The organism is Streptomyces sp. NPDC030021, from assembly GCF_055574035.1.
The window spans coordinates 1-24,055 of the sequence record NZ_JBVIAH010000004.1; the positions used below are offsets into that span (position 1 = coordinate 1).

26 protein-coding genes are annotated in these 24,055 nt (G+C 72.4%); 13 read left to right on the plus strand and 13 right to left on the minus strand.

Features of this window, described 5'->3' with window-relative positions; translation table 11 throughout:
• Positions 1-236: 236 nt before the first annotated feature.
• On the plus strand, positions 237-1,466 hold the full coding sequence (locus tag ACZ4YL_RS08830) for a serine hydrolase domain-containing protein (protein ID WP_468114856.1): 1,230 nt from the start codon (positions 237-239) through the stop codon (positions 1,464-1,466).
• A 54-nt stretch (positions 1,467-1,520) separates the two neighbouring features.
• On the opposite strand, the gene ACZ4YL_RS08835 is transcribed toward ACZ4YL_RS08830, so the two are convergent.
• Positions 1,521-1,988 carry a barstar family protein gene (locus tag ACZ4YL_RS08835; protein WP_468114858.1) on the minus strand — a complete coding sequence of 156 codons (468 nt, stop codon included), beginning with the start codon at positions 1,986-1,988 and terminating at the stop codon, positions 1,521-1,523.
• A gap of 182 nt (positions 1,989-2,170) precedes the next feature.
• Here ACZ4YL_RS08835 and ACZ4YL_RS08840 point away from each other — a divergent pair, with 182 nt between their 5' ends.
• From ACZ4YL_RS08840 to ACZ4YL_RS08850, 3 genes are all read left to right on the plus strand, one after another.
• Positions 2,171-2,626, plus strand: a complete 456-nt coding sequence (locus ACZ4YL_RS08840; RefSeq protein WP_468114859.1) for a hypothetical protein — start codon at positions 2,171-2,173, stop codon at positions 2,624-2,626.
• Positions 2,627-2,881: 255 nt separating this feature from the next.
• Positions 2,882-3,112, plus strand: coding sequence for an antitoxin MazE7 (locus tag ACZ4YL_RS08845; protein ID WP_390170639.1), 231 nt, complete (start codon positions 2,882-2,884; stop codon positions 3,110-3,112).
• 96 nt (positions 3,113-3,208) lie between these two features.
• Complete coding sequence (locus ACZ4YL_RS08850) at positions 3,209-4,039, plus strand: class I SAM-dependent methyltransferase (RefSeq protein WP_468114861.1); 831 nt, start codon at positions 3,209-3,211, stop codon at positions 4,037-4,039.
• Between the two features lie 48 nt (positions 4,040-4,087).
• Here ACZ4YL_RS08850 and ACZ4YL_RS08855 read toward each other — a convergent pair whose 3' ends face one another.
• Positions 4,088-5,047, minus strand: a complete 960-nt coding sequence (locus tag ACZ4YL_RS08855; RefSeq protein WP_468114863.1) for a LysR family transcriptional regulator — start codon at positions 5,045-5,047, stop codon at positions 4,088-4,090.
• A gap of 177 nt (positions 5,048-5,224) precedes the next feature.
• Here ACZ4YL_RS08855 and ACZ4YL_RS08860 point away from each other — a divergent pair, with 177 nt between their 5' ends.
• Positions 5,225-8,698 carry a M28 family peptidase gene (locus ACZ4YL_RS08860; RefSeq protein WP_468115614.1) on the plus strand — a complete coding sequence of 1,158 codons (3,474 nt, stop codon included), beginning with the start codon at positions 5,225-5,227 and terminating at the stop codon, positions 8,696-8,698.
• 79 nt (positions 8,699-8,777) lie between these two features.
• On the opposite strand, the gene ACZ4YL_RS08865 is transcribed toward ACZ4YL_RS08860, so the two are convergent.
• The 3 genes from ACZ4YL_RS08865 to ACZ4YL_RS08875 form a co-directional block, all read right to left on the minus strand.
• Positions 8,778-9,278, minus strand: a complete 501-nt coding sequence (locus tag ACZ4YL_RS08865) for a hypothetical protein (protein WP_468114865.1) — start codon at positions 9,276-9,278, stop codon at positions 8,778-8,780.
• A gap of 82 nt (positions 9,279-9,360) precedes the next feature.
• A complete protein-coding gene (locus ACZ4YL_RS08870) occupies positions 9,361-10,902 on the minus strand; it encodes an aldehyde dehydrogenase family protein (protein WP_468114867.1) in 1,542 nt (513 codons plus the stop codon).
• A 206-nt stretch (positions 10,903-11,108) separates the two neighbouring features.
• Positions 11,109-11,387 (minus strand): hypothetical protein, encoded by a 279-nt coding sequence (locus ACZ4YL_RS08875; protein WP_382512640.1) that lies wholly within the window; start codon positions 11,385-11,387, stop codon positions 11,109-11,111.
• Between the two features lie 97 nt (positions 11,388-11,484).
• Between ACZ4YL_RS08875 and ACZ4YL_RS08880 the strand changes: the two genes are divergently transcribed.
• Positions 11,485-11,874, plus strand: a complete 390-nt coding sequence (locus tag ACZ4YL_RS08880; RefSeq protein WP_468114869.1) for a response regulator — start codon at positions 11,485-11,487, stop codon at positions 11,872-11,874.
• 305 nt (positions 11,875-12,179) lie between these two features.
• The gene (locus ACZ4YL_RS08885) at positions 12,180-12,830 is read left to right on the plus strand and encodes a DUF4360 domain-containing protein (protein WP_373045202.1); all 651 of its coding nucleotides are present in this window, start codon (positions 12,180-12,182) and stop codon (positions 12,828-12,830) included.
• Here the strand turns inward: ACZ4YL_RS08885 and cynR are convergent.
• Positions 12,797-13,765, minus strand: a complete 969-nt coding sequence (gene cynR / locus ACZ4YL_RS08890; RefSeq protein WP_468114871.1) for a transcriptional regulator CynR — start codon at positions 13,763-13,765, stop codon at positions 12,797-12,799. The two genes, ACZ4YL_RS08885 and cynR, sit on opposite strands and share 34 nt — an antisense overlap.
• 124 nt (positions 13,766-13,889) lie before the next feature.
• Between cynR and ACZ4YL_RS08895 the strand changes: the two genes are divergently transcribed.
• Both ACZ4YL_RS08895 and cynS read left to right on the plus strand, forming a co-directional pair.
• Entirely contained in the window at positions 13,890-14,504 is a 615-nt protein-coding gene (locus tag ACZ4YL_RS08895; RefSeq protein ID WP_468114872.1) for a carbonic anhydrase, read from the plus strand.
• A gap of 63 nt (positions 14,505-14,567) precedes the next feature.
• Positions 14,568-15,038: a cyanase gene (cynS, locus tag ACZ4YL_RS08900; RefSeq protein WP_468114874.1), complete on the plus strand. Its 471-nt coding sequence runs from the start codon at positions 14,568-14,570 to the stop codon at positions 15,036-15,038.
• A gap of 7 nt (positions 15,039-15,045) precedes the next feature.
• Here the strand turns inward: cynS and ACZ4YL_RS08905 are convergent, their stop codons facing one another.
• The 3 genes from ACZ4YL_RS08905 to ACZ4YL_RS08915 all read right to left on the minus strand — a co-directional run bounded on the left by ACZ4YL_RS08905 (position 15,046) and on the right by ACZ4YL_RS08915 (position 17,871).
• Entirely contained in the window at positions 15,046-16,296 is a 1,251-nt protein-coding gene (locus ACZ4YL_RS08905; RefSeq protein ID WP_468114875.1) for a tryptophan 2,3-dioxygenase, read from the minus strand.
• A gap of 322 nt (positions 16,297-16,618) precedes the next feature.
• Entirely contained in the window at positions 16,619-17,032 is a 414-nt protein-coding gene (locus ACZ4YL_RS08910) for a rodlin (protein WP_468114877.1), read from the minus strand.
• Positions 17,033-17,124: 92 nt separating this feature from the next.
• Positions 17,125-17,871, minus strand: coding sequence for a class I SAM-dependent methyltransferase (locus tag ACZ4YL_RS08915; RefSeq protein WP_468114879.1), 747 nt, complete (start codon positions 17,869-17,871; stop codon positions 17,125-17,127).
• On the opposite strand from ACZ4YL_RS08915, the gene ACZ4YL_RS08920 reads away from it, so the two are divergent.
• The gene (locus ACZ4YL_RS08920) at positions 17,870-19,423 is read left to right on the plus strand and encodes an AMP-binding protein (protein WP_468114881.1); all 1,554 of its coding nucleotides are present in this window, start codon (positions 17,870-17,872) and stop codon (positions 19,421-19,423) included. The genes ACZ4YL_RS08915 and ACZ4YL_RS08920 overlap by 2 nt on opposite strands.
• Before the next feature lie 32 nt (positions 19,424-19,455).
• Here the strand turns inward: ACZ4YL_RS08920 and ACZ4YL_RS08925 are convergent, their stop codons facing one another.
• The 4 genes from ACZ4YL_RS08925 to ACZ4YL_RS08940 all read right to left on the minus strand — a co-directional run bounded on the left by ACZ4YL_RS08925 (position 19,456) and on the right by ACZ4YL_RS08940 (position 22,737).
• Positions 19,456-20,613 (minus strand): serine hydrolase domain-containing protein, encoded by a 1,158-nt coding sequence (locus ACZ4YL_RS08925; RefSeq protein ID WP_468114883.1) that lies wholly within the window; start codon positions 20,611-20,613, stop codon positions 19,456-19,458.
• 96 nt (positions 20,614-20,709) lie between these two features.
• On the minus strand, positions 20,710-20,892 hold the full coding sequence (locus ACZ4YL_RS08930; RefSeq protein WP_468114885.1) for a hypothetical protein: 183 nt from the start codon (positions 20,890-20,892) through the stop codon (positions 20,710-20,712).
• 79 nt (positions 20,893-20,971) lie between these two features.
• Positions 20,972-22,324, minus strand: a complete 1,353-nt coding sequence (locus ACZ4YL_RS08935; protein ID WP_468114887.1) for an RNA polymerase sigma factor — start codon at positions 22,322-22,324, stop codon at positions 20,972-20,974.
• Positions 22,318-22,737, minus strand: coding sequence for a YciI family protein (locus ACZ4YL_RS08940; RefSeq protein ID WP_468114889.1), 420 nt, complete (start codon positions 22,735-22,737; stop codon positions 22,318-22,320). Before ACZ4YL_RS08940 ends, ACZ4YL_RS08935 begins: the two co-directional genes overlap by 7 nt.
• A gap of 192 nt (positions 22,738-22,929) precedes the next feature.
• Between ACZ4YL_RS08940 and ACZ4YL_RS08945 the strand changes: the two genes are divergently transcribed.
• From ACZ4YL_RS08945 to ACZ4YL_RS08955, 3 genes are all read left to right on the plus strand, one after another.
• Positions 22,930-23,361, plus strand: a complete 432-nt coding sequence (locus ACZ4YL_RS08945) for a GNAT family N-acetyltransferase (protein WP_468114891.1) — start codon at positions 22,930-22,932, stop codon at positions 23,359-23,361.
• An 88-nt stretch (positions 23,362-23,449) separates the two neighbouring features.
• On the plus strand, positions 23,450-23,803 hold the full coding sequence (locus tag ACZ4YL_RS08950; protein ID WP_390799946.1) for a VOC family protein: 354 nt from the start codon (positions 23,450-23,452) through the stop codon (positions 23,801-23,803).
• Positions 23,788-24,048 carry a hypothetical protein gene (locus ACZ4YL_RS08955; protein WP_468114892.1) on the plus strand — a complete coding sequence of 87 codons (261 nt, stop codon included), beginning with the start codon at positions 23,788-23,790 and terminating at the stop codon, positions 24,046-24,048. Before ACZ4YL_RS08950 ends, ACZ4YL_RS08955 begins: the two co-directional genes overlap by 16 nt.
• The last annotated feature ends 7 nt before the right edge of the window (positions 24,049-24,055 follow it).

A 24,055-nucleotide genomic window follows, 5' to 3' on the forward strand; every position in this document is an offset into this window, starting at 1 on the left:
ACTACCTCGACCAGCGCGAAATCCCCCGGCCAAAATCCTGGCGCACCCTGGGCACCTGACCTCGGCAACTCCAAGATCCCCGACAGAGTCAAGCTAGGGCGCCTCATTCGGATCCCGGCCGGACGCCGCCGGTCCGGCCGTCGCCGGCGATGCGCCGACTGGCTCATCTCGCACGGTGGGCGTTCCATCGAAGGGTGGGCCTTGTCCCGAGGGGCTCTTCGCGGCAGGAGATCGCCATGACCGGAGCGAGGAGCGTGCAGCCGGGCCGCGCCCGGACGGCGCTGCTGTGCGCCACCGCGCTGCTCGGCACGGTCCTGCCGGCCAGCGGCGCGTGGGCGGCGACCGGCGAGGGGTCCGCGCCGGCGTCGTGCGTGGCGTCCCCCGAGCCCTCGGGCGGCGAGGCGAAGCAGATCATGGACATCGCCAAGGCGGCGCAGAAGGAGCTGGACCTGAACGCCGTCGTACTGCGGGTCACGCGCGACGGGCAAGAGGTCGTCACGGGCGCACTGGGCGAGTCGATGACGGGTGTCCCGGCCACGGCGGACATGCACTTCCGGGCCGGTTCGGTGGCCATCGTCTACATGGGCATCGCCATGCTGCAACTCGTCGAGGACGGCAAGGCCGGCCTGGACGATCCGATCTCGCGCTGGCTTCCCGACGCGCCGCACGCCGACGAGATCACCCTGCGGATGCTCGGCGCCTCCACCTCGGGGCTGCGCGACTACGTGCCCGACCCGAAGTTCCTCGCGGCCCTGTACGCCGACCCCTTCCGCCAGTGGACCCCCGACGAGCTCGTGGGCATCTCCGCCGCCCACCCCATGCTCTACGAGCCGGGGACGAGCTGGAGCTACTCCCACGCGAACTTCGTGCTCCTCGGGCAGGCCCTGGAGAAGATCTCCGGCATGCCGCTGGCCAAGGTGATGGAGCAGCAGATCACGGGGCCCGCCGGGCTGGACAACACCCTCAACAGCTTCACGCCCCAGATCGAGGAGCCCGTCCTGCACTCCTTCGACGCGGAGCGCGGCATGTACGAGGAGTCCACCTTCTGGAACCCCTCCTGGACCACCGCCCCCGGTGCGGTCCTGAACACCCACATCTGCGATCTGGCCCGCTCGGCCGAGGTCGTGGGTACGGGTGAGCTCCTCTCGCCGCAGAGTTTCAAGGTCCAACTCGACCCGGGCACGGTGGGCCTCGGCGGCAACACCCCCGGCTGTGCGCCCAAGGACTGCTTCCGCCAGCTTCCGGCCCGGCACTTCGGCTACGGCGTGATCGTCCAGAACGGCTGGATCCAGTCGAACCCGTCCTTCGCGGGCTACGCGGCCATCCAGGCGTACCTGCCGGGCAAGCACCTGGCCATCGCGGTGTCCACCACGGTCGGCCCCAAGGCCCCGGAGAACAACACGGCGCAGACCATCGCCGCCCGGATCGCCGCAGCCCTGGCCCCCGGGAACTCCCTGACGGGATGACGGTACCCACGGCTCCTCGTCCGGCCCGGACGCACCACGACCGCCGGTCCGGTCCTATGACGAGACCGTCTCGTCCCAGCACAGGCGCAGTTGTTCCCGCAGGTCCGGAACGGATGCTGCCGCGCAGGACATGACGATCACGAGCCTGCTCACGTCGAGGCCGTCGGACCGGCGTGTGCAGGACCATCGCCGGCCTGCCCGCAGAAGGGTCCTGAAGAGGAGTCGCCGGGTGTCGGCATCGTCCGGCAGCACCTCATCCGCAGCCTCGACGACGAGTACGCAGCGGTCCGCGGGCAGGAGCCAGTTGAGATCGCGCAGGCAGTCGAGGAGGGCGTTCCAGTTCCACCCGAAGTAGTCCGGCAGCTTCAGTCGGTCGTAGAACTGCAGGAAGACCGCGTCCGAGTCCCTCATCTCGCGGCCGTCGAGGCGCGCTGCGTACGTCCTGCCGGTGTCGGGTAGCAACAGATCGACAGGCAGGGCGCCTTGCTCCGGAACGACGTGCACCCAGGGCACGGTGTGCACACCGCCACCTCCCCCTCCGACGGTTCAGGCCTCCACCGGCACCACGGCGCTCGCGACCTGGTGCTGCTTGCACCATATCCGGCACTCCGCCCTCGCGTTGAGCGAGAGCGGAGCCGGCCGGACGTATCCGGGCGCCTCACACCGGGCGGCGAGCCATGGTGTCGTGCGGCATGATCTGGATCATGACGCATCCCTCCTTGCCGACCACCGAGTCGGCCGTCGCGGCGATTCGGGCGATCGCGGCCGAGCACCGGCTGGCCGTGTCCGTAACCGACGACATCGGCGCCGACCAGACGTCGCGGCGGACCTCCGCGCCCCTGTTCGCCGTCGTCGACCCCGACGGATCCCTGCCCCACGAGGCGTTCGTGGAACTGGGCGGCAGCCCGGCCGTCAGCGTGCGGATCTTCCCGGAGGACGACGCGAAGATCACCGTCGACGGGGTGGAGTTCGACGACGTCCCCCGGGACTCCGTCCCCGCGTTCCTGAGGTCCGTCTACGGCGGACTGGCCTTCGTGAAGGGACGGTTCTTCCCGCCGGGCTACTGGCTGTCCGTCCCCCTGCCCGGCGACGAGACGTACCGGGAGAGCGTCGGGGGCCCCTCGCTCACGCCCTGGCTCTCCGGCCGCGTCCGCGCCTGAGGCCGTCCCCTCGGGCGCGGGTCGCCCCGCCCGCGAGCCGTGCGGTGGCTGCGGCGGCGCCCGGGGCCGGCACGGTCAACACCTGCGCCCTGTGAGCCCGCCGGACCGCCGCCGGTCCACCGCAGAACATGGACGACCGTACCGGGGCCCGTTCCCCGCAGAACATGGACGACCGTACCGGGGCCCGTTCCCCGCAGGCAGCACGCCTGCCCCGAACGGGCCCCCGGCCGGTCACCGGACGCGCATACTCGGAGCATGGCCGACACCACCACCGTCGAGGTCGACACCGATGTGCACGACCGCCTCGCCGTGCTCGCCGCGGACCGCGGACTGAGCCTGCGCGCGTACCTCGCCGAACTCGCCACCGCCCAGGAGAACGAGGCCGCGCTCGCCCGGGCCGCGCTCGCCTTCGAGCGGGCGCTGGAGCGGCCCGGTTTCCGCGAGGGCTTCGCGCGCGACTTCGGCCGCCTGGCCTCCCGCGACTGAAGCGGTGGGCGCCCGTGGGGCCGCCGACGGGCCGGGGCCGTGAAACGTACCTATGCTCGGAGAAGGGGCTGCCCCGAGCCCTGGAGGACGGCTGTCATGACCCAGGCGAGCGATGCGGCCCAGGCGGACCGCACTCTGAAGGCCCGGCACCGCGCGATGTGGGCGCTGGGCGACTACCAGTCGGTGGCCTCCCACGTCATTCCGGATCTCGGGGCCGTGCTCGTGAAGGAGTGCGGCGTCCAGCGCGGCGACCGGGTGCTCGACATCGCGACGGGCTCGGGCAACGCCGCCATTCCGGCCGCCCTGGCCGGGGCCGACGTGGTGGCGTCCGACCTCACCCCCGAGCTGCTGGAGATCGGCCGGCACCTGGCCGCCGTACGCGGGGCCACCCTGGAGTGGCGGGAGGCGGACGCCGAGCACCTGCCCTTCGCCGACGGCGAGTTCGATGTCGTGATGTCCTGCGTCGGCATCATGTTCGCCCCGCACCACCGGCCCGCAGCCGAGGAGATGCTGCGCGTCTGCCGGGCCGGCGGCACGGTCGGGCTGATCAACTGGACCCCGCAGGGCTTCGTGGGCCGGATGTTCGCCACGATGAAGCCGTACGCTCCCCCGCCGCCGCCCGGGGCCCAGCCGCCCCCGCTGTGGGGGGACGAGGAACACGTGCACGAGCTGCTCGGCGACGCGGTCACCGACGTGGACTCGCGGCGCCGGACGGTTCGCGTGGACCGCTTCACCGGGCCCACGGACTTCCGGGAGTTCTTCAAGGCCTGCTACGGGCCCACCGTGGCCGTCTACCGCGCCGTCGCCGGCGATCCGGACCGGGTCGCCGAGCTGGACGCGGCGCTCGACGCCCTCGCCGCCGAGTACACGGTGGACGGGGCCATGGAGTGGGAGTACCTGCTGCTGACGGCCCACCGCCGGAGCTGACCCCCGCCCGGCCCCGCGGCACGCATACCCCCCGCGACGCCCCGCCGGTCAGTCGAGGGCCGGATGCACCTCCGGGTGGGCGTCCCACCACTCCTTGTTGAAGGGGTTGTTGTCCACATTGGCCAGGTAGGCGCGGGCCGCGGCCCGGTAGAGCAGTTCCGCCTGCCCGGCCGAGAGCGCCGCGCGGCTCCACGCGAGGCGGATGCGGCCGATGATGGGGGTGCCGACGAGCGGACGCATCACCGTGCCCTCCCCGGACGGGGCCGTCGGCTGGCTGAGCGCGACCGCGCGCCCCGCGGCGATCAGGTCGTGCTGCATCTTGCGGTCGGTGATCCGGTAGCGCAGTGAGGGGCTGAATCCGGCCTTCGCGCAGGCGGTGACGAGTGCCTCGGGGCCGCCGTCGTCGTCCTCCACCAGGGTCATCCACGACTCCCCGGCCAGGTCGGCCAGTTCGATGCGGTCCAGACCCGCGAGGGGGTGCCCGGCGGACAGCCGGATGCAGAACGGCTCCTTCGGAATCAGCGTCCTGGCCAGGGTTCCCTCCGGCAGCGGCACCTCGTGGCCGTTGACCTCCCCGTACACGATGGCGTCGTAGCGTCCGGCGCCGAGCATCCGCGCCAGCACGGTGACCGAATCCTCCAGGTCCACGGCTATCTCCCGGCCTGACATGGACAGGTCGGTCTGGGCGAGGAGGCCGTCGAGCAGCACGAGCATGATGCAGCCCAGCCGCAGCGGGCCGCCGGTCGACATGGCTCGTGCCTGCGCTCCCAGAGCGTCCATCTCGCTGAGTACGCGACGCGCCTTGGCCAGCACGAACTGGCCCAGTGCCGTGGGTTCCACCCCGCTGCGGCCCCGTACGAAGAGCTCGCCCCCGGTGACCCGTTCGATGCGGCGCAACTGGGCGGAAAGTGCGGGCTGGGACACTCCGAGCCGCCGCGCCGCGCCCCCCAGGCTGCCCGCCTCCGCTATCCGGCAGACGGCTTGCAGATGCCTCAACTCCAGCTGCATCCGGGCAGCGTACGAGCCGGGCCGCCACGGCACCATAACGCGGACCTTATGCCCCCCGAGATGTCCCAATCTCGTCATGTTCACGCTCATACTCGGCCGCGAACGACACTCATCCCCGACCCCCCACGATCGGAGTGGACGTTGCATCCCAGCAGATGGACGGCGGCCGTGGCAGCGATGGCGCTGACCGCGAGCCTTGCCGGCGCTCTGGCCGGGACGGCATCGGCGGCGCAGCAGGCGCAGCCCTCCCCGTCCCAGAAGGACACACCGGCCGCACGTGCGGTGGCGGCCGCCGACCAGGCCGTCGACAGCGGCCTGGACTCCCTGGTCAACTCCTCCCAGGAACAGTACGAACGGCGTCTCGTCACCCCCTGGGTGAAGGACCTCTACTCCGTCTCGTACGAGCGCAGTTACCGCGGCCTGCCGGTCGTCGGCGGCGACGCGGTCGTGCTCGCGGACGGCAGCGGCAAGGTGCGCGCCCTCCAGTCCGCCTCCTCCGTGCGCATCGACGTCTCCACCCGGGCGTCGGTCTCCGCGAAGGACGCCGAGTCCGCCTCGCGGGCGAAGCTGGCCTCGGTCGACAAGGTCGAGAGCAGCCGGCTCGTGGTCCGCCTCAAAGACGACAAGCCGGTGCTGGCCTGGGAGACCGTGCTGAGCGGCCGTACGAAGACTGCGCCCAGCAGGCTGCACGTGTTCGTGGACGCGCGGACCGGCGCCTTCGTCGACAGCTACGACGAGGTGGTCGCGGGCACCGGAAACAGCAAGTGGAACGGGCCGGGCCCGGTCACCATCGACACCACCGGCTCGGGTTCCACGTACACGCTGCGCGACCCGGTCCGGACCGGCCTGAGCTGTGCGGACTACAGCACCGGCACGGTCTTCTCGAAGTCCTCCGACTCCTGGGGCACGGGCAACCCCACGAGCAAGGAGACCGGCTGCGTCGACCTGATGTTCGCGGCGCAGAAGCAGTGGGACATGCTCTCCCAGTGGCTGGGCCGCAACGGCGTCAGCGGCAACGGGCGCAGCTTCCCCGCCAAGGTGGGCCTGAGCGACCTCAACGCCTACTGGGACGGCAGTTCGGTCACCATCGGGCGCAACAGCGCCAACGAGTGGATCGCCGGCATCGATGTGGTGGCCCACGAGTACGGGCACGCCATCGACTCCAACACCCCGGGCGGCACCAGCGGCCAGGAGTCCGGGCTCGGCGAGGCCACCGGCGACATCTTCGGCGCGCTGACCGAGGCCTTCGCCAACGAGCCGGCCCCGTACGACACCCCGGACTACACGGTCGGCGAGGTCATCAACCTCCAGGGCCGGGGCCCGATCCGGAACATGTACAACCCGCCGGCCGTCAACAACGACCCGGCCTGCTACAGCTCCGCGATACCCGGCACCGAGGTGCACGCGGCGGCCGGTCCCCTGAACCACTGGTTCTACCTGCTGGCCGAGGGCACCAGCCCGGGCGGCGGCAAGCCGAACAGCAGCACCTGCAACGGCACCACCCTGACGGGGGTGGGCGTGCAGAACGCCGGCAAGATCTTCTACGGCGGCATGCTACTCAAGACCAGCAGCATGTCGTACAAGAAGTACCGGACGGCGACGCTGAGTTCCGCCAAGTCGCTCGACACCACCTGTGACCTCTTCAACAGGACCAAGGCCGCCTGGGACGGCATCAGCGTGCCCGCCCAGACCGCCGACCCGACCTGCACCCCGAGCGGTCAGAACAACGACTTCTCGATGTCGCTGAGCCCGTCCTCGGGCACCGTCCAGCAGGGCGCTTCCGTCACCACCACGGTCGGCACCACGGTCACCACGGGCAACGCCCAGTCGGTGACGCTGACCGCCTCCGGCCTGCCGGCCGGCGTGAGCGCCTCCTTCAACCCGGCCACCGTGCAGTCCGGCCAGTCCTCGGTGCTCACCCTGACCGCGACGGCCAACGCGGCTCCCGGTGCGTCCACGGTCGTCGTCAAGGGCCAGGGCGCGGCCCTCTCCCACACGGTCGACTACTCGCTGAACGTGGGCGGGACCCAGCCCGGCAACGACCCGCCGGACATCGACGTCGCCAACGTGCAGGCGCACCTGACCCAGTTCAACACCATCGCGAGCCAGAACGGCGGCCACCGCCGCGCGGGCAGCGCCGGCTACACCCAGTCGCTGGCGTACGTGAAGGGCAAGCTGCAGGCGGCCGGTTACACCGTCACCGAGCAGAACTGCACCTCCTGCACCTACCCGTCGAACAACCTGATCGCCGACTGGCCCGGCGGCCCCGCCGACCAGACCGTCATGTTCGGCGCCCACCTCGACAGCGTCTCGGCCGGCCCCGGCATCAACGACAACGGCTCGGGCTCCGCGACCCTGCTGGAGAACGCCCTCGTCCTCGCCCAGAAGAACCCGACGATGACCAAGCACGTGCGCTTCGCCTGGTGGACCGACGAGGAGCAGGGCCTCAACGGCTCCGAGTTCTACGTCAACCAGCTGAGCAGCGCCCAGCGCAGCGCCATCAAGGGCTACTACAACTTCGACATGGTCGGCTCCACCAACGGCGGCTACTTCATCAACAACGTCAACTCCACCACCGCCGCCCCGCTGAAGGCGTACTGGACCTCGCTGAACCTGGCACCCGAGGAGAACACCGAGGGCCAGGGCCGCAGCGACGACTACTCCTTCCAGCAGGCCGGCATCCCCACCTCCGGCTACGCGGCCGGCGCCAGCGCCCGCAAGACCTCGGCGCAGGCCACGAAGTGGGGCGGCACGGCCAACGCCGCCTACGACTCCTGCTACCACAGCTCCTGCGACACCACGAACAACATCAACGCCACGGTGCTGAACCGCAGCGCCGACGGTGTCGCCTACGCCGTCTGGAAGCAGGCGGTCGGCGGTGAGACCCCCGCGCAGGACTTCTCCGTCGGCGTCAGCCCGTCCGCGGGCAGCGCGGCCCCCGGCGGCTCGGCTTCCGCCACGGTCAACACCTCCACCGTGAGCGGCGCCGCCCAGACCGTCGCGCTCTCCGTCTCCGGCGCGCCGGCCGGTGTCACCGCGACGCTCAGTCCGACGTCCGTCCAGTCCGGCAGCTCCTCGGCGCTGTCCGTCCAGGTCGGCGCGAGCACCGCGCCCGGCACCTACAGCCTGACGATCACCGGCTCCGGCACCGTCAGCCACACCACCACCTACACGCTCACCGTCACCGGTGGCGGTACCTGCACACCGCGCCAGCTCGTGACCAACGGCGGCTTCGAGAACGGCTCCAGCCCGTGGAGCGCGACCGCCGGTGTCATCACCAACCAGTCCGGCCAGACCCCGCACGGCGGCAGCTACAAGGCATGGCTGAACGGGTACGGGTCCACCCACACGGACAGCGCCGCCCAGACGCTGGCCATCCCGTCGGGCTGCTCCACGTACCGGCTCGGTTTCTTCCTCCACATCGACACGGACGAGGACGAGAACGTCGTCTACGACCGGTTCACCGTCTCGGTGGCCGGCCAGACCCTGGAGACCCTCTCCAACCTGAACGCGAACTCCGGCTACGTGGAGAAGTCCTACGACCTCTCGCAGTTCGCCGGCCAGACCGTCACCCTGCAGTTCAACGGCACGGAGGACCAGTCCCTGCAGACCTCCTTCGTCGTGGACGACGTCACCCTCCAGGTGAGCTGACGCCCACCTGAGCTCCCGACCGGAGCGAAACCCGGCCCGGCCCCCGCACCACGGGGCCGGGCCGGGCCCGTCCGATGGGCTACCGCGCCCCGGTGGCCCGCCTGCCCCGCCTGCCCCGCCTGCCCCGCCTGCTCCGCGTGGCCCCTGCCGCGGCCACGGACCAGCCCGCCACCCAGAGAGCGCCGACCACCAGGGACGCGACAGCCGTCGTCATGCGGGGAGGCGGGTCCCCCAGGCCCGGGGCCAGCCCGGCCGCCCGGGCGCCGAAGCCGATGACCCCGGCCCCGACCATCGCGACGCCCAGCCAGGAGACGCCGACCGCGGTCCGCCGCAGCCAGTGGGCGGCCGGCGGGCGGACCAGCAGCAGGGACACGACCGCCATGAGCAGGCCGAGGCCGGCATTGCCCAGCTGGGCGGCCGTGACGTCGGCGACCTGGGCGTAGGCCTCGGGCGGGGCGGGGAAGCCCGGCATGCCCAGCTCGCCGTCCCGCGCGAGGTCCACCTTGCTGACGGTGTAGGCGAGCGCTCCGGCACCGGCGGTGAGTGCGGCGACCAGCTGCTTTCTCGGTGATCGGGTCATGGCCCCATCCTGCTGGCCCGGACGCCGCCGCCACCTCCTCCCCGCGTACCGTCCGCCTCCCCCGCCCGGGGGAGCCGGGCCTCTACGGCATCAGCTGGTACTCGGGGAAGTTGCCCGGCAGCCGTTCGCCGTCCCGGCCGTCGGTGACGGCGTGCACGAGCAGTTCGCCGCCGACGAACGCACCGCGCCAGGAGCCGCCGAACCCGCCGAAGAGCTCCTCGCGGTCGCCGCGCGAGCGGGGCTTGCCGTGGCCGAGTTTGAAGGCCCTGATCTGTGGGGCGAGCCGGGCGAAGGTGGCCGGATCGTCGGTGGACAGGGTCGCGACGAGGGCGCCGCCCGAGGCGTTCATCGCGGCGAGCAGCTCCGCCTCGGTGTCGACGAGGACGATCGTGTCGACGGGCCCGAAGGGTTCGGCGTGGTAGAGCGGGGAGGAGGCCGGCGGGCTGAGCAGCGTGAGCGGGGCCATGTACGCGGAGGTGTCCTGGCCCTCCAGGAAGCGGGCCGGATCCAGCGTGCCGCGGTAGAGCGGTACGGCGCCCCGCTCGATCGCCTCGGCGGCGTGGTCGGTGAGCTCCTTGGCCTTGGCCGCGTTGATGAGGGGGCCGAAGTCCAGCTCGGGCAGGGGGTCTTCGGGGTGCGCGACGGCGAGCGGGTGGCCGGTCCGGATGGCGGAGACGGCCGGCAGGTAGGCGGCGAGGAAGGCGTCGAAGGCGGTGCGCTGGACGACGAAGCGCGGGTAGGCGGTGCAGCGCTGCTTGCCGTAGTCGAAGAGTTTGGGGATGACCGCCGTCAGGGCGGGCCAGTCGGTGTGCTCCCAGATGCCCCAGGTGTTGAGGCCTTCCTGCTCCAGGATGTGGCGCTTGCCGAGGTCGGTGACGGCGGTGGCGATCCGTGCTCCGGTGTCGCGGCCGCCGACGAAGGAGACGCAGCCGATCTCCGGGGAGCGTACGAGGGCCTCGGACAGTTCGGCCCCGCTGCCGCTGACCAGGGTGACGGGGATGCCCTCGCGGCGGATCAGCGCGCCGGCGAGGGTGAGGCAGGCGAGCCCTCCGTCGGTGGGGGTCTTCGCGATGACCGCGTTGCCCGCGAGGGCCTGTACGAGCATGGCGTGGACCAGTACGGACATGGGGTAGTTCCAGCTCGCGATGTTGGAGACGGGCCCGGCGAGCGGGGACCGGCCCTCGGTCATGGCCTCGATGTGCTCCGCGTACCAGCGGACGCCGTCCACGGCCCGGTCCACATCGGCCTGGGCGAGGTGCCAGGGCTTGCCGATCTCCCAGACGAGCAGGAGCGCGAGCAGTTCCCGGTGCTCGGTGAGGGCGTCGAGGGCGGCGGTGACCCGGGCCCGCCGTTCGGGCAGCGGGACGTGCCGCCAGGCGCGGTGCTCGTCGAGGCAGGCCCGTACGGCCGCACCGGCGGTCTCCGGGTCGAGCCGCGGCGGGCCCGCGACGGGGCTGCCGTCGACCGGGCTGGTGGCGGGCAGGCTGCGGCCGTCGGGCTGCCAGGAGCCGGCCCAGAGGTTGAGGACGCGGTCGTCACGGAAGGCCTCGGGGGCGGCGGCCAGGGACCGCCGCCACGCGTCGGACCAGGCGGTACCGGGCTTGAGGGCGAGGGTGGGTGCCATCTGTGGTTCTCCGCTCAGAGGGTGGGCGGGGCAGGGAGGTGGCTCGCGTACGGCGGCCCTCCGCACGGGGGCGGCCGCACTTCGAGGCTACGGGGGCAGCACCGCGACCGTACGCAGCGTGGGTGCGAAATGGCCGATGTCGACTTGGAGCGGCGAGTCGCCGGGGCCTCCTCGCGAGGTCCGGATCCCGCGCCTCGGAAACCCCTTCAGTGCTTGCCGCGGCCCCGCTCGGGGGCGATCATGGCGACCAGCCCGTAGTCCAGCTCCGCACCGTCGACCAGCAGGGCCTCGACCGTGCGCGTGCTCGGGTCGATGTCGGCCTCCACGCCCTGCCCGCGGTAGCGGGGGTAGCCCGAGGCGCCCGTCTCGCCGGTCGCCTCGACCGTGGCCGACCGCAAGGCCCGGTCCGCGGGGGACTCGCCGCGCAGGTTCTCGATGTGCCCGGGCACCAGCAGGATCTCAAAGCTCTGCGGCTCTGTGCTCATGGACCGAAGCTACCGGATGAGGTGCCCCGGAGCGGGTGTGCACACGCCCCGCCTCGTAGGCTCTGCGGGACCCCCCACACGGATGAAGAGGAACGACATGAGCGGCGACACCCCGAGCAGGATCCTCCTCGTGGCGAAGGAGACGACCCTCCGGGGCCTGCTGGAGCGCCTCCTCGTGGCCCGGGGGTTCACCGTCGTCGACGGCGGGACCGGGGTGGACACCGTCTCCCTGCTGGGCAGCGCCGGCCCGATCGACCTGGTGATCTGTGAGCGCACCGGGCCGGGCCTGGACGAGGTGGCGCTGTTCGAGGAGATCCGCCGGCACCCCGATCACGGGCGGGTGCCGATCCTCGCGCTGCCGCCCGCGGATCCGGAGTGCACGGAGCGCGCGCTGGAGGCCGGTGTGAGCGACTGTCTCGCGAAGCCGTTCCATCCGGCGGAGTTCGTGGCCCGCGTCGAACGGCTGGCCCGGCCGGCCGCGGCCTGATTCCGCTCTTGGGCCCCCGGCCGGTCGTCCGGATCCGGCCGGTCCGGGCCGGGCGGCGCGATTGGCCGGACATCGCCCTGGTCCGGGCCGCCGGGGGTTCCTACGATTCGGGCACCCGGTCTTCACCGACCGGGAATTGTCAGGGACATGCCCAGATTCCCCTTCCTGGGCCTGCCCCCGTTCCACCCTGCACACCGGTCTGTGACGACCCGGCCCCGCTCTGGCCGGCCGCACCCCCCACCCACCGGCACACAGGCATGCCCGCCTGCGCGCCGCCCGGTACCGAAGCAGTGGATCGGAGAAACATGTCCGGTGGATTCCTCGTGAGCGGCGCGATCGGCGCCCTGCTCACCGCCACCCTGCCCACGCACGCCACCCCCTCCACGATCGTGGACCCGCCGCCCGACCGCATCGTGATCGAAGTCGCCACGGTCAACGGATCCGGATGCCCCAAGGACACCGCGCAGGTCGCCGTGTCCCAGGACAACACCGCCTTCACGGTGACCTACAGCCAGTACCTCGCCCAGGTCGGCGGCGGCGCCCCGCCCACCGCGGCGCGCAAGAACTGCCAGCTCAGCCTGATCGTCCACGTGCCCCACGGCTTCACCTACGCGGTCGCCAGTGCCGACTACCGCGGCTACGCCTCGCTCGCGCCGGGCGCCAAGGCCACCGAGAAGGCCTCGTACTACTTCCAGGGCTCACCGGACACCGCCGCGCGCACCCACAACTTCAGCGGACCACAGGAGGACAACTGGCAGGCCACGGACGTGACCGACTGGGCCCAACTGGTCTGGGCGCCGTGCGGGGTGCAGCGGAACTTCAACATCAACACCGAGCTGCGCGTGACCAGAGGCACCTCGTCCCCCTCGTCGACCAGCTACATGACGATGGACTCCACCGACGGCAGCATCAACACCATCTATCACCTGGCCTGGAAGGAGTGCCCCGGCAAGTGATCGGCCCCGCTCCCGGCCGCCTCCCGCTGCGCGTCCGCGCGCAGCGGGAGGCGGTAGCCGCGATCGCGGACCAGGCGGGCGGTGAGTTCGGTGAAGGCGCGGGCCGCGGCGCTCTCGTACGCGCTCTCCCGGCGCAGCAGGGTCACCGTCCGGGACGGCAGGGCGGGGTCGAGCGGTACGGGGCGCAGGTACGGGTGGTCGTGGGTGACGGCGTCGGGCAGGACGGTGGCCAGTGTGGTGCGCCGGACGATCTCGGTGAGGGCCTGCACGGAGTTCGCCTCGACCGCGATGTGCGGCCGTACGCCGTGCGCCGCGAGGTAGGCGTCGACGTGCTCGCGGGTGGCGAAGTCCCCGCTGAGCAAGGCCAGTCGGCGCGTCGCGAGGTCGCTCACGGGCAGCGGTCCGGGATCCTCGCCGGCGGCGGTGACCAGGCCGAGGGTCTCCGTGAACAGCGGGGTCGCCGCGATCCCGGGCAGGTGCGGCCCCTCGAAGGCGAGGCCGAGCTCGTGCTCGTCGGCGAGCAGCCCGGCTTCGATCCGATCCTGGGGCATTTCCCGGATCTCCAGGGTGATGCCGGGGTGCGCGCTGTGGAGCCCGGCGACGAGCGGGCCGACGAGGTACGTGGTGAAGGTGGGGGTCAGCGCGAGGCGCAGGTGGCCGCGGGAGAGGTCGGCCAGGTCCAGGACGGCGCGCTCGGCCGCGGCCAGGTCGCGTAGGGCGCCGCGCGCGTAGTGGACGTACGTCGCGCCGGCGTCGGTGAGCCGCACGGCGCGCCCGGTCCGGTCCAACAGCTGGACGCCGACGGTGCGTTCGAGCTGCTTCACCTGCTGGGACAGGGTGGGCTGGGAGATCCGCAGCTCTTCGGCGGCGCGGGTGAAGCTGCCGTGTTCGGCGACGGCGATCAAGTAGCGCAGGTGACGCAGTTCCAGAGCCATGGACCCGACTATAGATGGCATCGATGACAGACATGGATATTGCGTCTTGGACACAATAGATGCAGGTCATGCATGGTGGAACACGTCAAGCCCCGTACGGGGCGCATCCCAGGAGGGAGTGACCATGCAGACCTTGCAGACCATGCCCGGACCGCACGACCTCGCGGACGGCGTCGCGCGTTTCCAGCGCGAGGTGTTTCCGGCCAAGGCGGACCTCTTCGCCCACCTGGCCGAGGTGCACCGGCCGACGACCCTGTTCATCGGCTGTTCGGACGCCCGCGTGGTGCCTGAGCTGATCACCCATAGCGAGCCCGGCGAGCTGTTCGTCGTCCGCACCGCCGGAAATCTCGTCCCCGCGCACGCACCGGGTGCGGACGGGGTGGCGGCCAGTATCGAGTACGCCGTCGCGGTCCTCGGGGTCACCGGCATCGTCGTGTGCGGGCACTCCGCCTGCGGGGCGATGACCGCGCTGGCCGAGGGCGCCGACCTGAGCGCCGCCGCCTCCGTCGCGGGGTGGCTGCGGCATGCGGACGCCTCGGTGGCCCGTACGGCGGGTGCCGCCGGCCCCGACCGGCTGCCCGCCCTGGTCCGCGAGAACGTACGCGCCCAGCTCGCGAACCTGGCCACCCACCCCTCGGTCGCCCGCGCACGGGCCGCGGGGACCCTGACGCTGCACGGCTGGGTCTACGACATCCGCTCCGGCGGTGTCACGGACGTCGGCGCCGCAGCGGACTGCTGACGCCCCGCCCCCGTTTCACCCCATCCCCTCCCCCTCACCCCTCTGCTCCGAAGGACACCTTTGATGCTGCACGCCCAGTTCGACCCCACCGCCCGCCAGGCCCTGGCCGTCACCGCCGTCGACGCCAAGACCCACAAGGACCTGTCCTGGCAGCAGCTCGCCGACGCGGCCGGTCTGTCGGTCGCCTTCGTCACCGCCGCCCTGCTGGGCCAGCACGCCCTGCCCGAGGCCGCCGCGAAGGCGGTCGCCGGACTGCTGGACCTGGACGAGGACGCGGTGCGGCTCCTGCAGACGATCCCGACCCGCGGTTCCCTCCCCGGCGGCATCCCGACCGATCCGACGATCTACCGCTTCCACGAGATGCTGCAGGTCTACGGGACCACGCTGAAGGCACTGGTCCACGAGCAGTTCGGGGACGGCATCATCAGCGCGATCAACTTCAAGCTGGACGTCAGGAAGGTCGCCGACCCCGAGGGCGGTGAGCGCGCCGTCATCACCCTGGATGGCAAGTACCTTCCGACGCGCCCCTTCTGACGATCATTCAGGCGCACTCGCCCGCGCCGCGCTGCTGACCGAGCTGCCAGAAGAGCCGGTTGTCCAGGCACTCGGCCAGGTAGGGGACACCGGCGGTGTAACCCGATCCGCGGGCCCCGCCGAGCATGCGCGCGGCGAGGCTCCGGTGGGTGGACTTCCAGTGCTGGTGCCGCTCCTCCAGCTCGCCGAGCGCGCTGCGGAAGCGGTTCCACTCGGCCTCGCCGAAACGGGCCGAGCGGCGCAGGTCGAGGTAGGCCCGGACCACCGTGTCGTGGGCCTCACCCTCGGCCTCCGCCCGTACGGAGGGGACGCTGGTGAAGGCTTGCGACCCCAGCCGCGGGGCGGTCGGGAGGCCGCACAGGATCTCGAAGCGCTTGCACTGTTCGGACTGGATGGCGCTGGCGCCCTGGGTGAACTGCCGGAACGCGGAGAAGTGTCCGGGCCGCATCGTGGCCACCATCCGGAACAGCGCCGAGGCCCGGTCGAAAAGACCGGCCGCACGGTCCACATGGCCGGCCGCCGTGTCCAGCCGGCCGGCGCGCAGCGCCCCGATCGCCGTGAAGATCATTTCGTGGGCCTGAAGGGCCCGGATGAAGAAGTACTCGTCGTGCAGCACGTACACGGGCTGGACCGTCACGTCGAACCAGTGGCCGGCCCCGTTGGCCGTGGGCCGGGGAAGGAGCTCGGCGACGTCCGCCCAGCGCGACCACGGCACGTGGGCCGCCCGGGAGGTCAGGTCGTCGGCATCCGGGACGCCGGGGTCGTGTGCCACGAATCGCAGTGCGTGGCGAAGCCGCTTGCGCAGGGTCACCGGGTCCGGCGGATCCCGGTGCACGGTTTCCCGCGATTCCTGCGGTTCCCGCGCTTCCCCTGCCGCGGCCTGCGTCCGGATCTCGAAGCGTATGACGTCGGATATGAGCAGCGTTGCCATGCGGTTCGGGTCCGGCGCGTCATCCGTGTCGCCCAGGAGGAGCTCCAGCAGCGGCAGGGAGAGGTAGGTCCGGTTCCCGTAGCGCCCTTCGTGCTTGTCGAGCATGCAGTCGAGGAACGCCTGGAGGTGGGGCCGGCGGTGCGCGGCCTGGCGGGCATGGATCTCGCTGAGCCGGAACAGGAGGGACTGCGGCAGGAAATGCTTCCCGGTCCGCCGGACCTCTTGCGTGACGGTACGAGCCAGGTGGATTCCGTCCGGCTCTCCGTCCTCCCCGTCCGTGTGGCCGATGGCCGCCCAGCGGTCCGCCTCTGCGCATTCCGGGTTCATCGCCACTCGCCTCCTGGACCTGGTGGGCCTCACGCCGTCCGGGTGAAGCAGGAGATTCAAGTGGGCATGATCGGAACGCTGCCCGTCATGTCTCGAACATTCGTGTCTTGACAAGGGCGGAAGGACACGCACAGAGCCTCCGGCCCGGTCGGGCAGGAGGCTCTGTGGCGTACGGTTCGGTGCCCACCCCAGCGGCCGGTCGGCCGCCGCGCGCCGGTGGAGGAGGCGGATCCGGGGAACGGTGGATCCGGGTGGAACAAGCCGGGGCCCCGTGGGCACTCGCGCAGGCGTCGGAGGCCCCGGCTCGCACAAGGGGACTGCGTCAGCTGCCGGCCGAGACGTTGCCCGACAGGACCGGGATGTTGTCCAGGATGTGGGAGAGCGACTCGTCGCCCTTGGCCTGGGTGGAGTTCTCGGTGCACTGCTGGTTCTGCGGGTTGGACAGGACGTTGATGTCCTGGACACCGATGTTGGCGAGGACCGCGAGCAGGGACTGGGCGTTGACCTTGACGGGCAGGCCGATGCAGGGCTTGTTCAGGGTTCCCTGGATCGCGCCGAGCTGCGGGCTCAGGTCACCGTGGGTCTCCTGGTTGCCGTAGATCTGCGAGGCGCCGTTGCCCTGGACGGTGTTGACCCCGTTGTCGTTGCCGATGGCCATGGCCGGGGCGGCCATGGCCGCGCCCGCGCCGACGATCGACGCGGTGGCGGCGGCGGTGGCCATGAACTTCTTGATCATCAGTGGTCCTTCTGTCGCACGAGTGCACGGTGATAAGCACCTTGATCAACGGTCGCGGGGAGCGCAGGTTGCGACGCTTCACCCGAACAGCCCTACCGCGTCTCACGCCCCCGGACGGCCACGCTCAGCTCGGCGACGTAGTGCTCCTCCACCCATCCGTCCGGGAACCGGTCCATGAGGAGGGCACGTTCCTCCTCCAGGAAGGCATCCGTGCCGGGCTCGCCGATGAGGAACAGGGAGTGGGTGGACAGCTTGGCCAGATGCGTGTCGACCGGGACGCGACGCGACCACGCCAGCCGGCGGTCGGTGAAGCGCAGCCCCTCCTGGGAGAGGGCGCGCTCGTTGATGTACCAGCCCGGGCCGAACCGCTCCTCGATCCGGTTCTGCTGATCGGCGATCCAGCCGACCCCGGTGTCCGGGTCGTTCTGCCACACCGCCAGGGCCCCGCCGGGGCGCAGCACGCGCAGGGCCTCGGGGACGGCGTGCGCCGGATCCGTCCAGTGCCAGGACTGCGCGTACGTCAGCAGGTCCAGGCAGCCGCAGGCCAGCGGCAGCCGGTTGCCGTCCGCGCGGACCAGCGGGGTGCCGGGGTTGCGGCGCCGGAACTCCTGCGCCATGCCCTCGCCCGGCTCCACCCCGACCACCAGGGCCCCGCGGGCCTCCAGGAGGGCGGTGGCGATCCCCGTTCCCGCTCCGACGTCGGCGACCCGTGCTCCGGCCAGCGGAAAGCCGGCCATCTCCGCCAGCGTGTCGAAGAGCGCGGGCGGGTACGCGGGGCGATGGGCGGCGTAGCGTGCGGCCGCGGAGCTGAAGGAACGAGCACGGGATTCGTTCGTCATGGCGTCCATGATGCCGGTGTCCCGGAGCGGCGCGGAGAGGCAGTCCCCCATGGTGGCCGCGCGGTATGTCACGTCGCTGGTAGGGGCGTTGGAGCGGTACGGCGGACGGCCCGCGCTCGGCGCCGGCCCGGTCGTCCTCGGATTCCGGGAGGTGCTCGACGGAGCCTGCCGGCTGGCCGGGGTGCTCTCCGGGGCGGGGATCGGGCGCGGCTCGGGGCTGGCCTGCGTCACGGGTTCGAACCGGCCGGAGGTGCTGCTGGTACGGATCGCCGCGCACCTGCTGGGTGCCCGGCTGACCCAGGTGCTCGCCGGACCCGCCCTGTACGGGCTCGACTTCGTGCTGCGGGACTGCCGGCCGGACCTGGTCGTGCACGATGTGCCCGTGCCCTCGACCGGGGCGCCCCGGCTCGGACTGGCCGAGCTGCTGCGCCGGGCCGGCCGGCGGGAGCCCGGAGCGGTGCCGGTACGGGCGCGGGAGGACGACGTGGCGCGGGTGACGTACACGGGCGGGACCACGGGGCGGCCCAAGGGGGTGGCCTTCACCTTCGGGGCGATGGCCGCGCGGAACGCCGTACGGCCGGCGGCCTGGGCGGAGTCGGTGTACCTGTCGGTGACCTCGCTGGCGCAGCGGTCGGGCGGACGGTGCCTGGAGCAGTGGCGGGCCGGGGGCCGGGTGGAGATCCTCGAACCGTTCGCGCCCGCGGAGTTCGCGGCGGCCTGCCGCCGCCTGGGGCCGGTGGCCACGTACCTGACGGCCTCGATGGTGTACCGGCTGCTGGACGACCCGGCGACCGCCCACGGTGTACCGGGGCTGGCGGCGGTCTCCTACGGTGATTCGCCCGTCCACCCCGAACGGCTGCGCGAGGCGGTGACCCGCTGGGGCGGCCGGTGGCGGCAGGGCTACGGCACCAACGAGACGGCGGTGATCTGCCGGCTCTCCCCCGACGATCACGATGCGGCGGTGGGCGGGCGGCCGGAGCTCCTGGCATCGGTGGGCCGGCCCGTCGCGGGGGTGGCGGTCGAGGTGCGCGACGGGCGGGGCGGGGCGGTGGCGGCCGGCCGCACGGGCGAGGTGTGGATGCGGTCGGGGGCGATGATGACCGGGTACTGGGGCCTGCCCGGGCTGACGGCCGGGGTACTGCGGGACGGATGGCTGCGGACGGGGGACCTCGGGCACTTCGGGGCGGACGGCTACCTGTACCTGGACGACCGGATCCACGACGTGGTGATGGTCCACGGGGACAACGTGTACTGCGTGCCCGTGGAGGCCGCGCTCGCCCGGCATCCCGCGGTCGCGCAGGCCGTGGTGGTGGGGCGGCACAGCGACCTCACCGGCGAGGAGGTGTGCGCCTTCCTGGTTCCGGCTGCGGGGTACGAGCCCGGCGCCGGGCTCGCCGCCGAGGCCTGTGACCTGGTGGAGAAGGAGCTGGCCCCGGCGCACCGGCCCACCGCGGTGTTCTGGGAACGGGCGATCCCGCTGACGGCGCGGGGCAAGCCGGACAAGCGCCGGCTGCGGGAACGGGCGGCGGGGGCCGCCGGCCGGCGGGCGTAGGAGCGGCGGGGCGCGTGAGGCGCGTGGGGTGGTCAGGCACGGGTGGCGGCGTAGGTCCAGAACTCCCGCATCACCTCGGGCGAGGCGGGGCCGGCCAGCTCCCGCTGGGTGAGGAGCAGGGTGAGCGCCCCGGTGGCGGGGACGATGTGGGCGGCGGTGCCGGTGCCGCCGATCCAGCCGTACCGGCCCGGTACGTTCCACGGGTCGAGGCGGGCCACGTCGACCGATCCGCCGAAACCCCAGCCCTGGCCCTCCAGGAACAGGGTGCCCGCCGCGCGCTGGGGCGCGGTGAGGTGATCGGTGGTCATCTGCCGTACCGAGTCCGCCGAGAGCAGCCGCCGGCCGCCCCCGTAGGCGCCGCCCGCGAGCAGCATCCGGCCGAAGGCGTACAGGTCGTCGACGGTGGAGACGAGGCCGCCCGCCCCGGACGGGAAGGCGGGGAGGGTGCTCCACTCGCCGTCGGGCGCGTCCACGAGCTCCAGGGCTCCGCCGTCGGGGGCGGCCCGGTAGTAGCTGGTGAACCGGTGGAGCTGCGCCGGCGGTACGGCGAACGCGGTGTCCCGCATGCCGAGCGGCTCGAAGACGCGCTCGGCGAGCACGTCCTGGAAGGGCTGTCCGGTCGCTCGGGCGATCAGCACCCCGAGGATGTCGGAGCAGGTGTTGTAGAGCCATGCCTCGCCGGGCTGGTGGAGGAGCGGGATCCGCCCCAGGGCCGCCATCCACACGTCCGGCTCCGCCACCTCCTGCGGCCTGGGCGGCCCCTGCTTCAGCTCGCCGAACAGCGGGGCGACGGCGGGCAGCGAGAAGTCGGCGGGGAAGCCGTACCCGGCGCGGAAGGTGAGGAGGTCGGCGACGGTGATCGGACGGTCGGCGGGCACCACGTCGTCGAGCGGTGCGGACGGGGTACGGACCACCGTCGGCGCCGCGAGTTCCGGCAGCCAGCGGGCCACGGGGACGTCGAGGGCCAGCAGCCCGTCCTCGACCAGCATCATCGTGGCCGCGGCGGTCACGGGCTTGGTGACGGAGGCGATCCGGAAGAGGGAGTCCCGGGCCATGGGTGCGGTGCCGGCCGTGTCGAGGGAGCCGACGGCGGCGACCTCGACGTCATCGCCGTGTGCCACCAGGGCCACCGCGCCGGGCAGTGATCCGTCACCGACGTGGGTCTCCAGGAGACTGCGCAGGTCGCTCATGGTCCACCTTCTCGCTTCTCGTACGTGCGGATGCTCGTAGAGGAGACTGCCGCCGGCCGCCGGATTCATCGGTCCGACACGACCGGGGCGGGACCGCTACGCGGCCGGGACCACCGACGCGCGTATCGCCGAGGCCCACTCGCCCAGCAGGGCGGCGTGGCGGATCCGCTCCGCGTCGGAGAGGCGGCCCTCGGCGCGTGCGAAGAGGCAGCGGATGTCGGCGTTGATCTCGGCGAGGGAACGTTCGGGGACGGGGTGATCGTCAGAGGTCGGGCTCACGTGATCAAGAGTAGGCGGCACCTCTGACAACGGTGGACCGTGTCCGTCATGCGGACGCCCGGAGCGGGGCTCCGCACGCTCATTCCGCGAGCCGGGCGGCCCGGAACCGGAGGTAGCGGCGCTCCGGAACGCTGAGCGTGAGACCGGCGGCCTTCGCGTAGGCGGCCCGCGCCGCCGCACGCTCGCCCGCCATCTCCAGCAGGTGGGCCCGTACGGCTTCGAGCCGGTGGTGGCCGGCCAGGCGCTCGTCCTCGTCCAGGTCCGCGAGCAGGGCCAGGGCCGGCCGCGGCCCGTGCACCATGGCCACCGCGACCGCGTGGCCCAGGCGCTCCACGGGGCCGGGGACCAGGCGGATCAGCAGCTCGTACAGGGCGAGGATCTCCGCCCAGTCGGTGTCCTCGTCGCTCGCCGCCTCGTCGTGCACGGCCGCGATCGCGGCGCGCAGCTGGTACGGGCCCAGCGGCGCGTGGGTGAGGGCGTCGCTGACCAGGGCGACCCCTTCGGCGATGGCCGCGCGGTCCCAGCGCGTGCGGTCCTGCTCGGCAAGGGGGATCAGGTCGCCGTCGGGTGTGGTGCGGGCAGTGCGGCGGGCGTCGGTGAGCAGCATCAGGGCCAGCAGGCCGGCCACCTCGCCGTCGGCGGGGAGCTGCGCGTGGACGGCGCGGGTGAGGCGGATCGCCTCGGCGGCGAGGTCGGCGCGCTGCAGATCGCTGCCCGAGGTGGCGGTGTAGCCCTCGTTGAAGATCAGGTAGAGCACGTGGAGCACGTCGGCGAGCCGTGCGGCACGGTCCTCGGCCGCTTCCGGGGCGGTCCCGTCGGTGCCATGGGTGCCGGCGGAGCCGTCGGTGGCGTCCGTGCCGTCGGTGCCGTCGGTGCCTTCGGGCCTGATGCCGAACGGGGCCTCGGAGGCCTTGACGCGCCGTTTCGCCCGGCTGATCCGCTGGGCCATCGTGGCCTCGGGCACCAGCAGGGCGCGGGCGATCTCCGCGGTGGTGAGGCCGCCGACGGCCCGCAGGGTGAGGGCGATCCGGCCGGCGGGAGGCAGTTCGGCCCGGCAGCAGAGGAAGAGCAGGGCGAGCGTGTCGTCCTCGGTGGGGGCCCGACCCTCCCCCGGCGGCGGAGCGACGAGCTCGTCGCGCGGGGTCAGCGCGGCGGCCGTCTCCTCGCGGCGCCTGCGCGCCTCCTCGCTGCGCAGCTGGTCGGTGAGCCGGCGGGACGCGACACGGATCAGCCAGCCGCGCGGGTTGGCCGGGCGGCCCTCCTCGGGCCACTGCCGGGCGGCGGCGAGCAGGGCCTCCTGCACGGCGTCCTCGGCCGCGTCGAAGTGACCGTAACGGCGGACGAGCGCTCCGAGAACCTGCGGCGCCAGTCGGCGCAGCAGGTCCTCGCTCGCGGGTGCGCGTTCGGGGCCGGAGCCAGATCCGGTCAGCACATCTCGGTCCCCGAGCGGCTGTCGACGGGGTGGACGACGACCGGGTAGCTGGGTGCGCCTTCCGGCACCGGGCAGGCGTAGGCGCGAGCGGCGATCTCGGCGGCGCGGTCGAAGTCCGCGACGTCGACGATCCAGTACCCGGCGAGCACCTCCTTGGCCTCCCCGTACGGCCCGTCGGAGATCACGGGGGTGCCGTCGGCGGCCGCGGTGACCAGGCGGGCGTGGCGGGGGTCGGCCAGGCCCTGCCCGTCGACCCACTCGCCCGACTCGGCGAGGTCGTCGTTGAGGGCGCCCATGTAGTCGAACATCGCCTTGAGGTCCGCTGCGGACCATCCGGGGCTGTCGCTGTTCGCGGCGCCGCCCATGGCGTCGTAGTCGGCCTGCTTGCCGAGAACCATCAGCATGTACTTCATGGGGTGCCACTCCTTCTGTGCTGCGCGGCGGCTCCGGGACCGGGATCGGAAAGCGGATCGGTATCGGTATCGGTATCAGGAGCCTTTCGCAGGGGACGTCGGAGCCGTCCTTCCCATTTCGACACGTCGGCCGCGGCCGCGCGCGACGGCTTCGGCCCAGGGCCGTCCCGTACGGCCCAGTAGGCTCATCGTATGAAGATCATCGACCTTGAGCCCGGCGATCCCCGACTCACCGCCGACCTGCTCCCCGTGCTGCTCGAACTGCGTCCCCACCTCACCGAGGAGCTGTTCCTCAGGATCCTCACGGAGGGGCACGGCCAGGGGCTGCGCTTCACCGCCGCCTACGACGCGGACGGCCGGTGCGTGGGCGCGGCCGGCTGGCGGATCGTCGTCAACACCTCGGCGCTCCGCTCGCTCTACGTCGACGACCTGGTGACCGCCGCGGCCACCCGTTCCACCGGCGTGGGCCACGAGCTGCTCGCGCACTTGGAGCAGCACGCCCTGGCCGCCGGCTGCACCGCTCTCACGCTGGAATCCGGCACCCAGCGGACCGACGCGCACCGCTTCTACTTCCGCGAGCGGATGGCCGTGACCGCCTTCAGCTTCGAGAAGCCGCTGGGCTGACGCGTTCACCCGCGAGGGACTCGTGGGCGTCGGGCGGGCGTGGGTGTGGTGCCCGCCCGCCGGGTGGCCGTCCTGGCAGCATGGCGGCATGGAACGTGTGCTTGGAATCGGCGGGTATTTCATGCGGGCGGCCGACCCGGCGGCCCTCGGTGCGTGGTACCGCGACTGCCTGGGCCTGGACGCCGACGAGCACGGCCTGTGGCAGCAGGGCGCCGGCCCGACGGTGTTCGCGCCGTTCGAGTCCGAGACCGACTACTTCGGCTCCCGAACCCAGCAGACCATGCTCAACTTCCGGGTCCGCGACCTGGATGCGATGCTCGCGCAACTGCGCGCCAAGGGCGCGGATGTGGACGAGGAGACGCAGGACATGGAAGGTGTCGGTCGCTTCGGCTGGGTCACGGATCCTGCGGGCAACCGGGTCGAACTGTGGCAGCCCGCCTGACCGTGCCCGTGGACTTACCGGCCGCCCCCGGAACCGAGGTTCCGGTCCCCGAGGTTCTCGCCGACGCCCGGGGTATCCGGCCCGAGGCCGCCGTACGGTCCCTGTGGTCCGGCCTCGCGGCGATCGCGGCCCCTTCCCTGCGCGGCGGGGCGCGCGGGGTCATCGTCGCGGCGGCGGGGCCGGGCCGCGCCGCCGCCCTCACCGGGCGCGCGGTCACCGTCCTGGCCGCCACGCTCCGCGTCTGACCGGCCC

What these genes read in the sequence shown, in the direction of transcription:
- ACZ4YL_RS08830 (WP_468114856.1), top strand. Translation starts at nt 237, where the DNA reads ATGACCGGAGCGAGGAGCGTGCAGCCGGGCCGCGCCCGGACGGCGCTG.
- ACZ4YL_RS08840 (WP_468114859.1), top strand. Translation starts at nt 2,171, where the DNA reads ATGACGCATCCCTCCTTGCCGACCACCGAGTCGGCCGTCGCGGCGATT.
- ACZ4YL_RS08845 (WP_390170639.1), top strand. Translation starts at nt 2,882, where the DNA reads ATGGCCGACACCACCACCGTCGAGGTCGACACCGATGTGCACGACCGC.
- ACZ4YL_RS08850 (WP_468114861.1), top strand. Translation starts at nt 3,209, where the DNA reads ATGACCCAGGCGAGCGATGCGGCCCAGGCGGACCGCACTCTGAAGGCC.
- ACZ4YL_RS08855 (WP_468114863.1), bottom strand. Translation starts at nt 5,047, where the DNA reads ATGCAGCTGGAGTTGAGGCATCTGCAAGCCGTCTGCCGGATAGCGGAG.
- ACZ4YL_RS08860 (WP_468115614.1), top strand. Translation starts at nt 5,225, where the DNA reads ATGGCGCTGACCGCGAGCCTTGCCGGCGCTCTGGCCGGGACGGCATCG.
- ACZ4YL_RS08865 (WP_468114865.1), bottom strand. Translation starts at nt 9,278, where the DNA reads ATGACCCGATCACCGAGAAAGCAGCTGGTCGCCGCACTCACCGCCGGT.
- ACZ4YL_RS08870 (WP_468114867.1), bottom strand. Translation starts at nt 10,902, where the DNA reads ATGGCACCCACCCTCGCCCTCAAGCCCGGTACCGCCTGGTCCGACGCG.
- ACZ4YL_RS08875 (WP_382512640.1), bottom strand. Translation starts at nt 11,387, where the DNA reads ATGAGCACAGAGCCGCAGAGCTTTGAGATCCTGCTGGTGCCCGGGCAC.
- ACZ4YL_RS08880 (WP_468114869.1), top strand. Translation starts at nt 11,485, where the DNA reads ATGAGCGGCGACACCCCGAGCAGGATCCTCCTCGTGGCGAAGGAGACG.
- ACZ4YL_RS08885 (WP_373045202.1), top strand. Translation starts at nt 12,180, where the DNA reads ATGTCCGGTGGATTCCTCGTGAGCGGCGCGATCGGCGCCCTGCTCACC.
- cynR (WP_468114871.1), bottom strand. Translation starts at nt 13,765, where the DNA reads ATGGCTCTGGAACTGCGTCACCTGCGCTACTTGATCGCCGTCGCCGAA.
- ACZ4YL_RS08895 (WP_468114872.1), top strand. Translation starts at nt 13,890, where the DNA reads ATGCAGACCTTGCAGACCATGCCCGGACCGCACGACCTCGCGGACGGC.
- cynS (WP_468114874.1), top strand. Translation starts at nt 14,568, where the DNA reads ATGCTGCACGCCCAGTTCGACCCCACCGCCCGCCAGGCCCTGGCCGTC.
- ACZ4YL_RS08905 (WP_468114875.1), bottom strand. Translation starts at nt 16,296, where the DNA reads ATGAACCCGGAATGCGCAGAGGCGGACCGCTGGGCGGCCATCGGCCAC.
- ACZ4YL_RS08910 (WP_468114877.1), bottom strand. Translation starts at nt 17,032, where the DNA reads ATGATCAAGAAGTTCATGGCCACCGCCGCCGCCACCGCGTCGATCGTC.
- ACZ4YL_RS08920 (WP_468114881.1), top strand. Translation starts at nt 17,870, where the DNA reads ATGGCGTCCATGATGCCGGTGTCCCGGAGCGGCGCGGAGAGGCAGTCC.
- ACZ4YL_RS08915 (WP_468114879.1), bottom strand. Translation starts at nt 17,871, where the DNA reads ATGACGAACGAATCCCGTGCTCGTTCCTTCAGCTCCGCGGCCGCACGC.
- ACZ4YL_RS08925 (WP_468114883.1), bottom strand. Translation starts at nt 20,613, where the DNA reads ATGAGCGACCTGCGCAGTCTCCTGGAGACCCACGTCGGTGACGGATCA.
- ACZ4YL_RS08940 (WP_468114889.1), bottom strand. Translation starts at nt 22,737, where the DNA reads ATGAAGTACATGCTGATGGTTCTCGGCAAGCAGGCCGACTACGACGCC.
- ACZ4YL_RS08945 (WP_468114891.1), top strand. Translation starts at nt 22,930, where the DNA reads ATGAAGATCATCGACCTTGAGCCCGGCGATCCCCGACTCACCGCCGAC.
- ACZ4YL_RS08950 (WP_390799946.1), top strand. Translation starts at nt 23,450, where the DNA reads ATGGAACGTGTGCTTGGAATCGGCGGGTATTTCATGCGGGCGGCCGAC.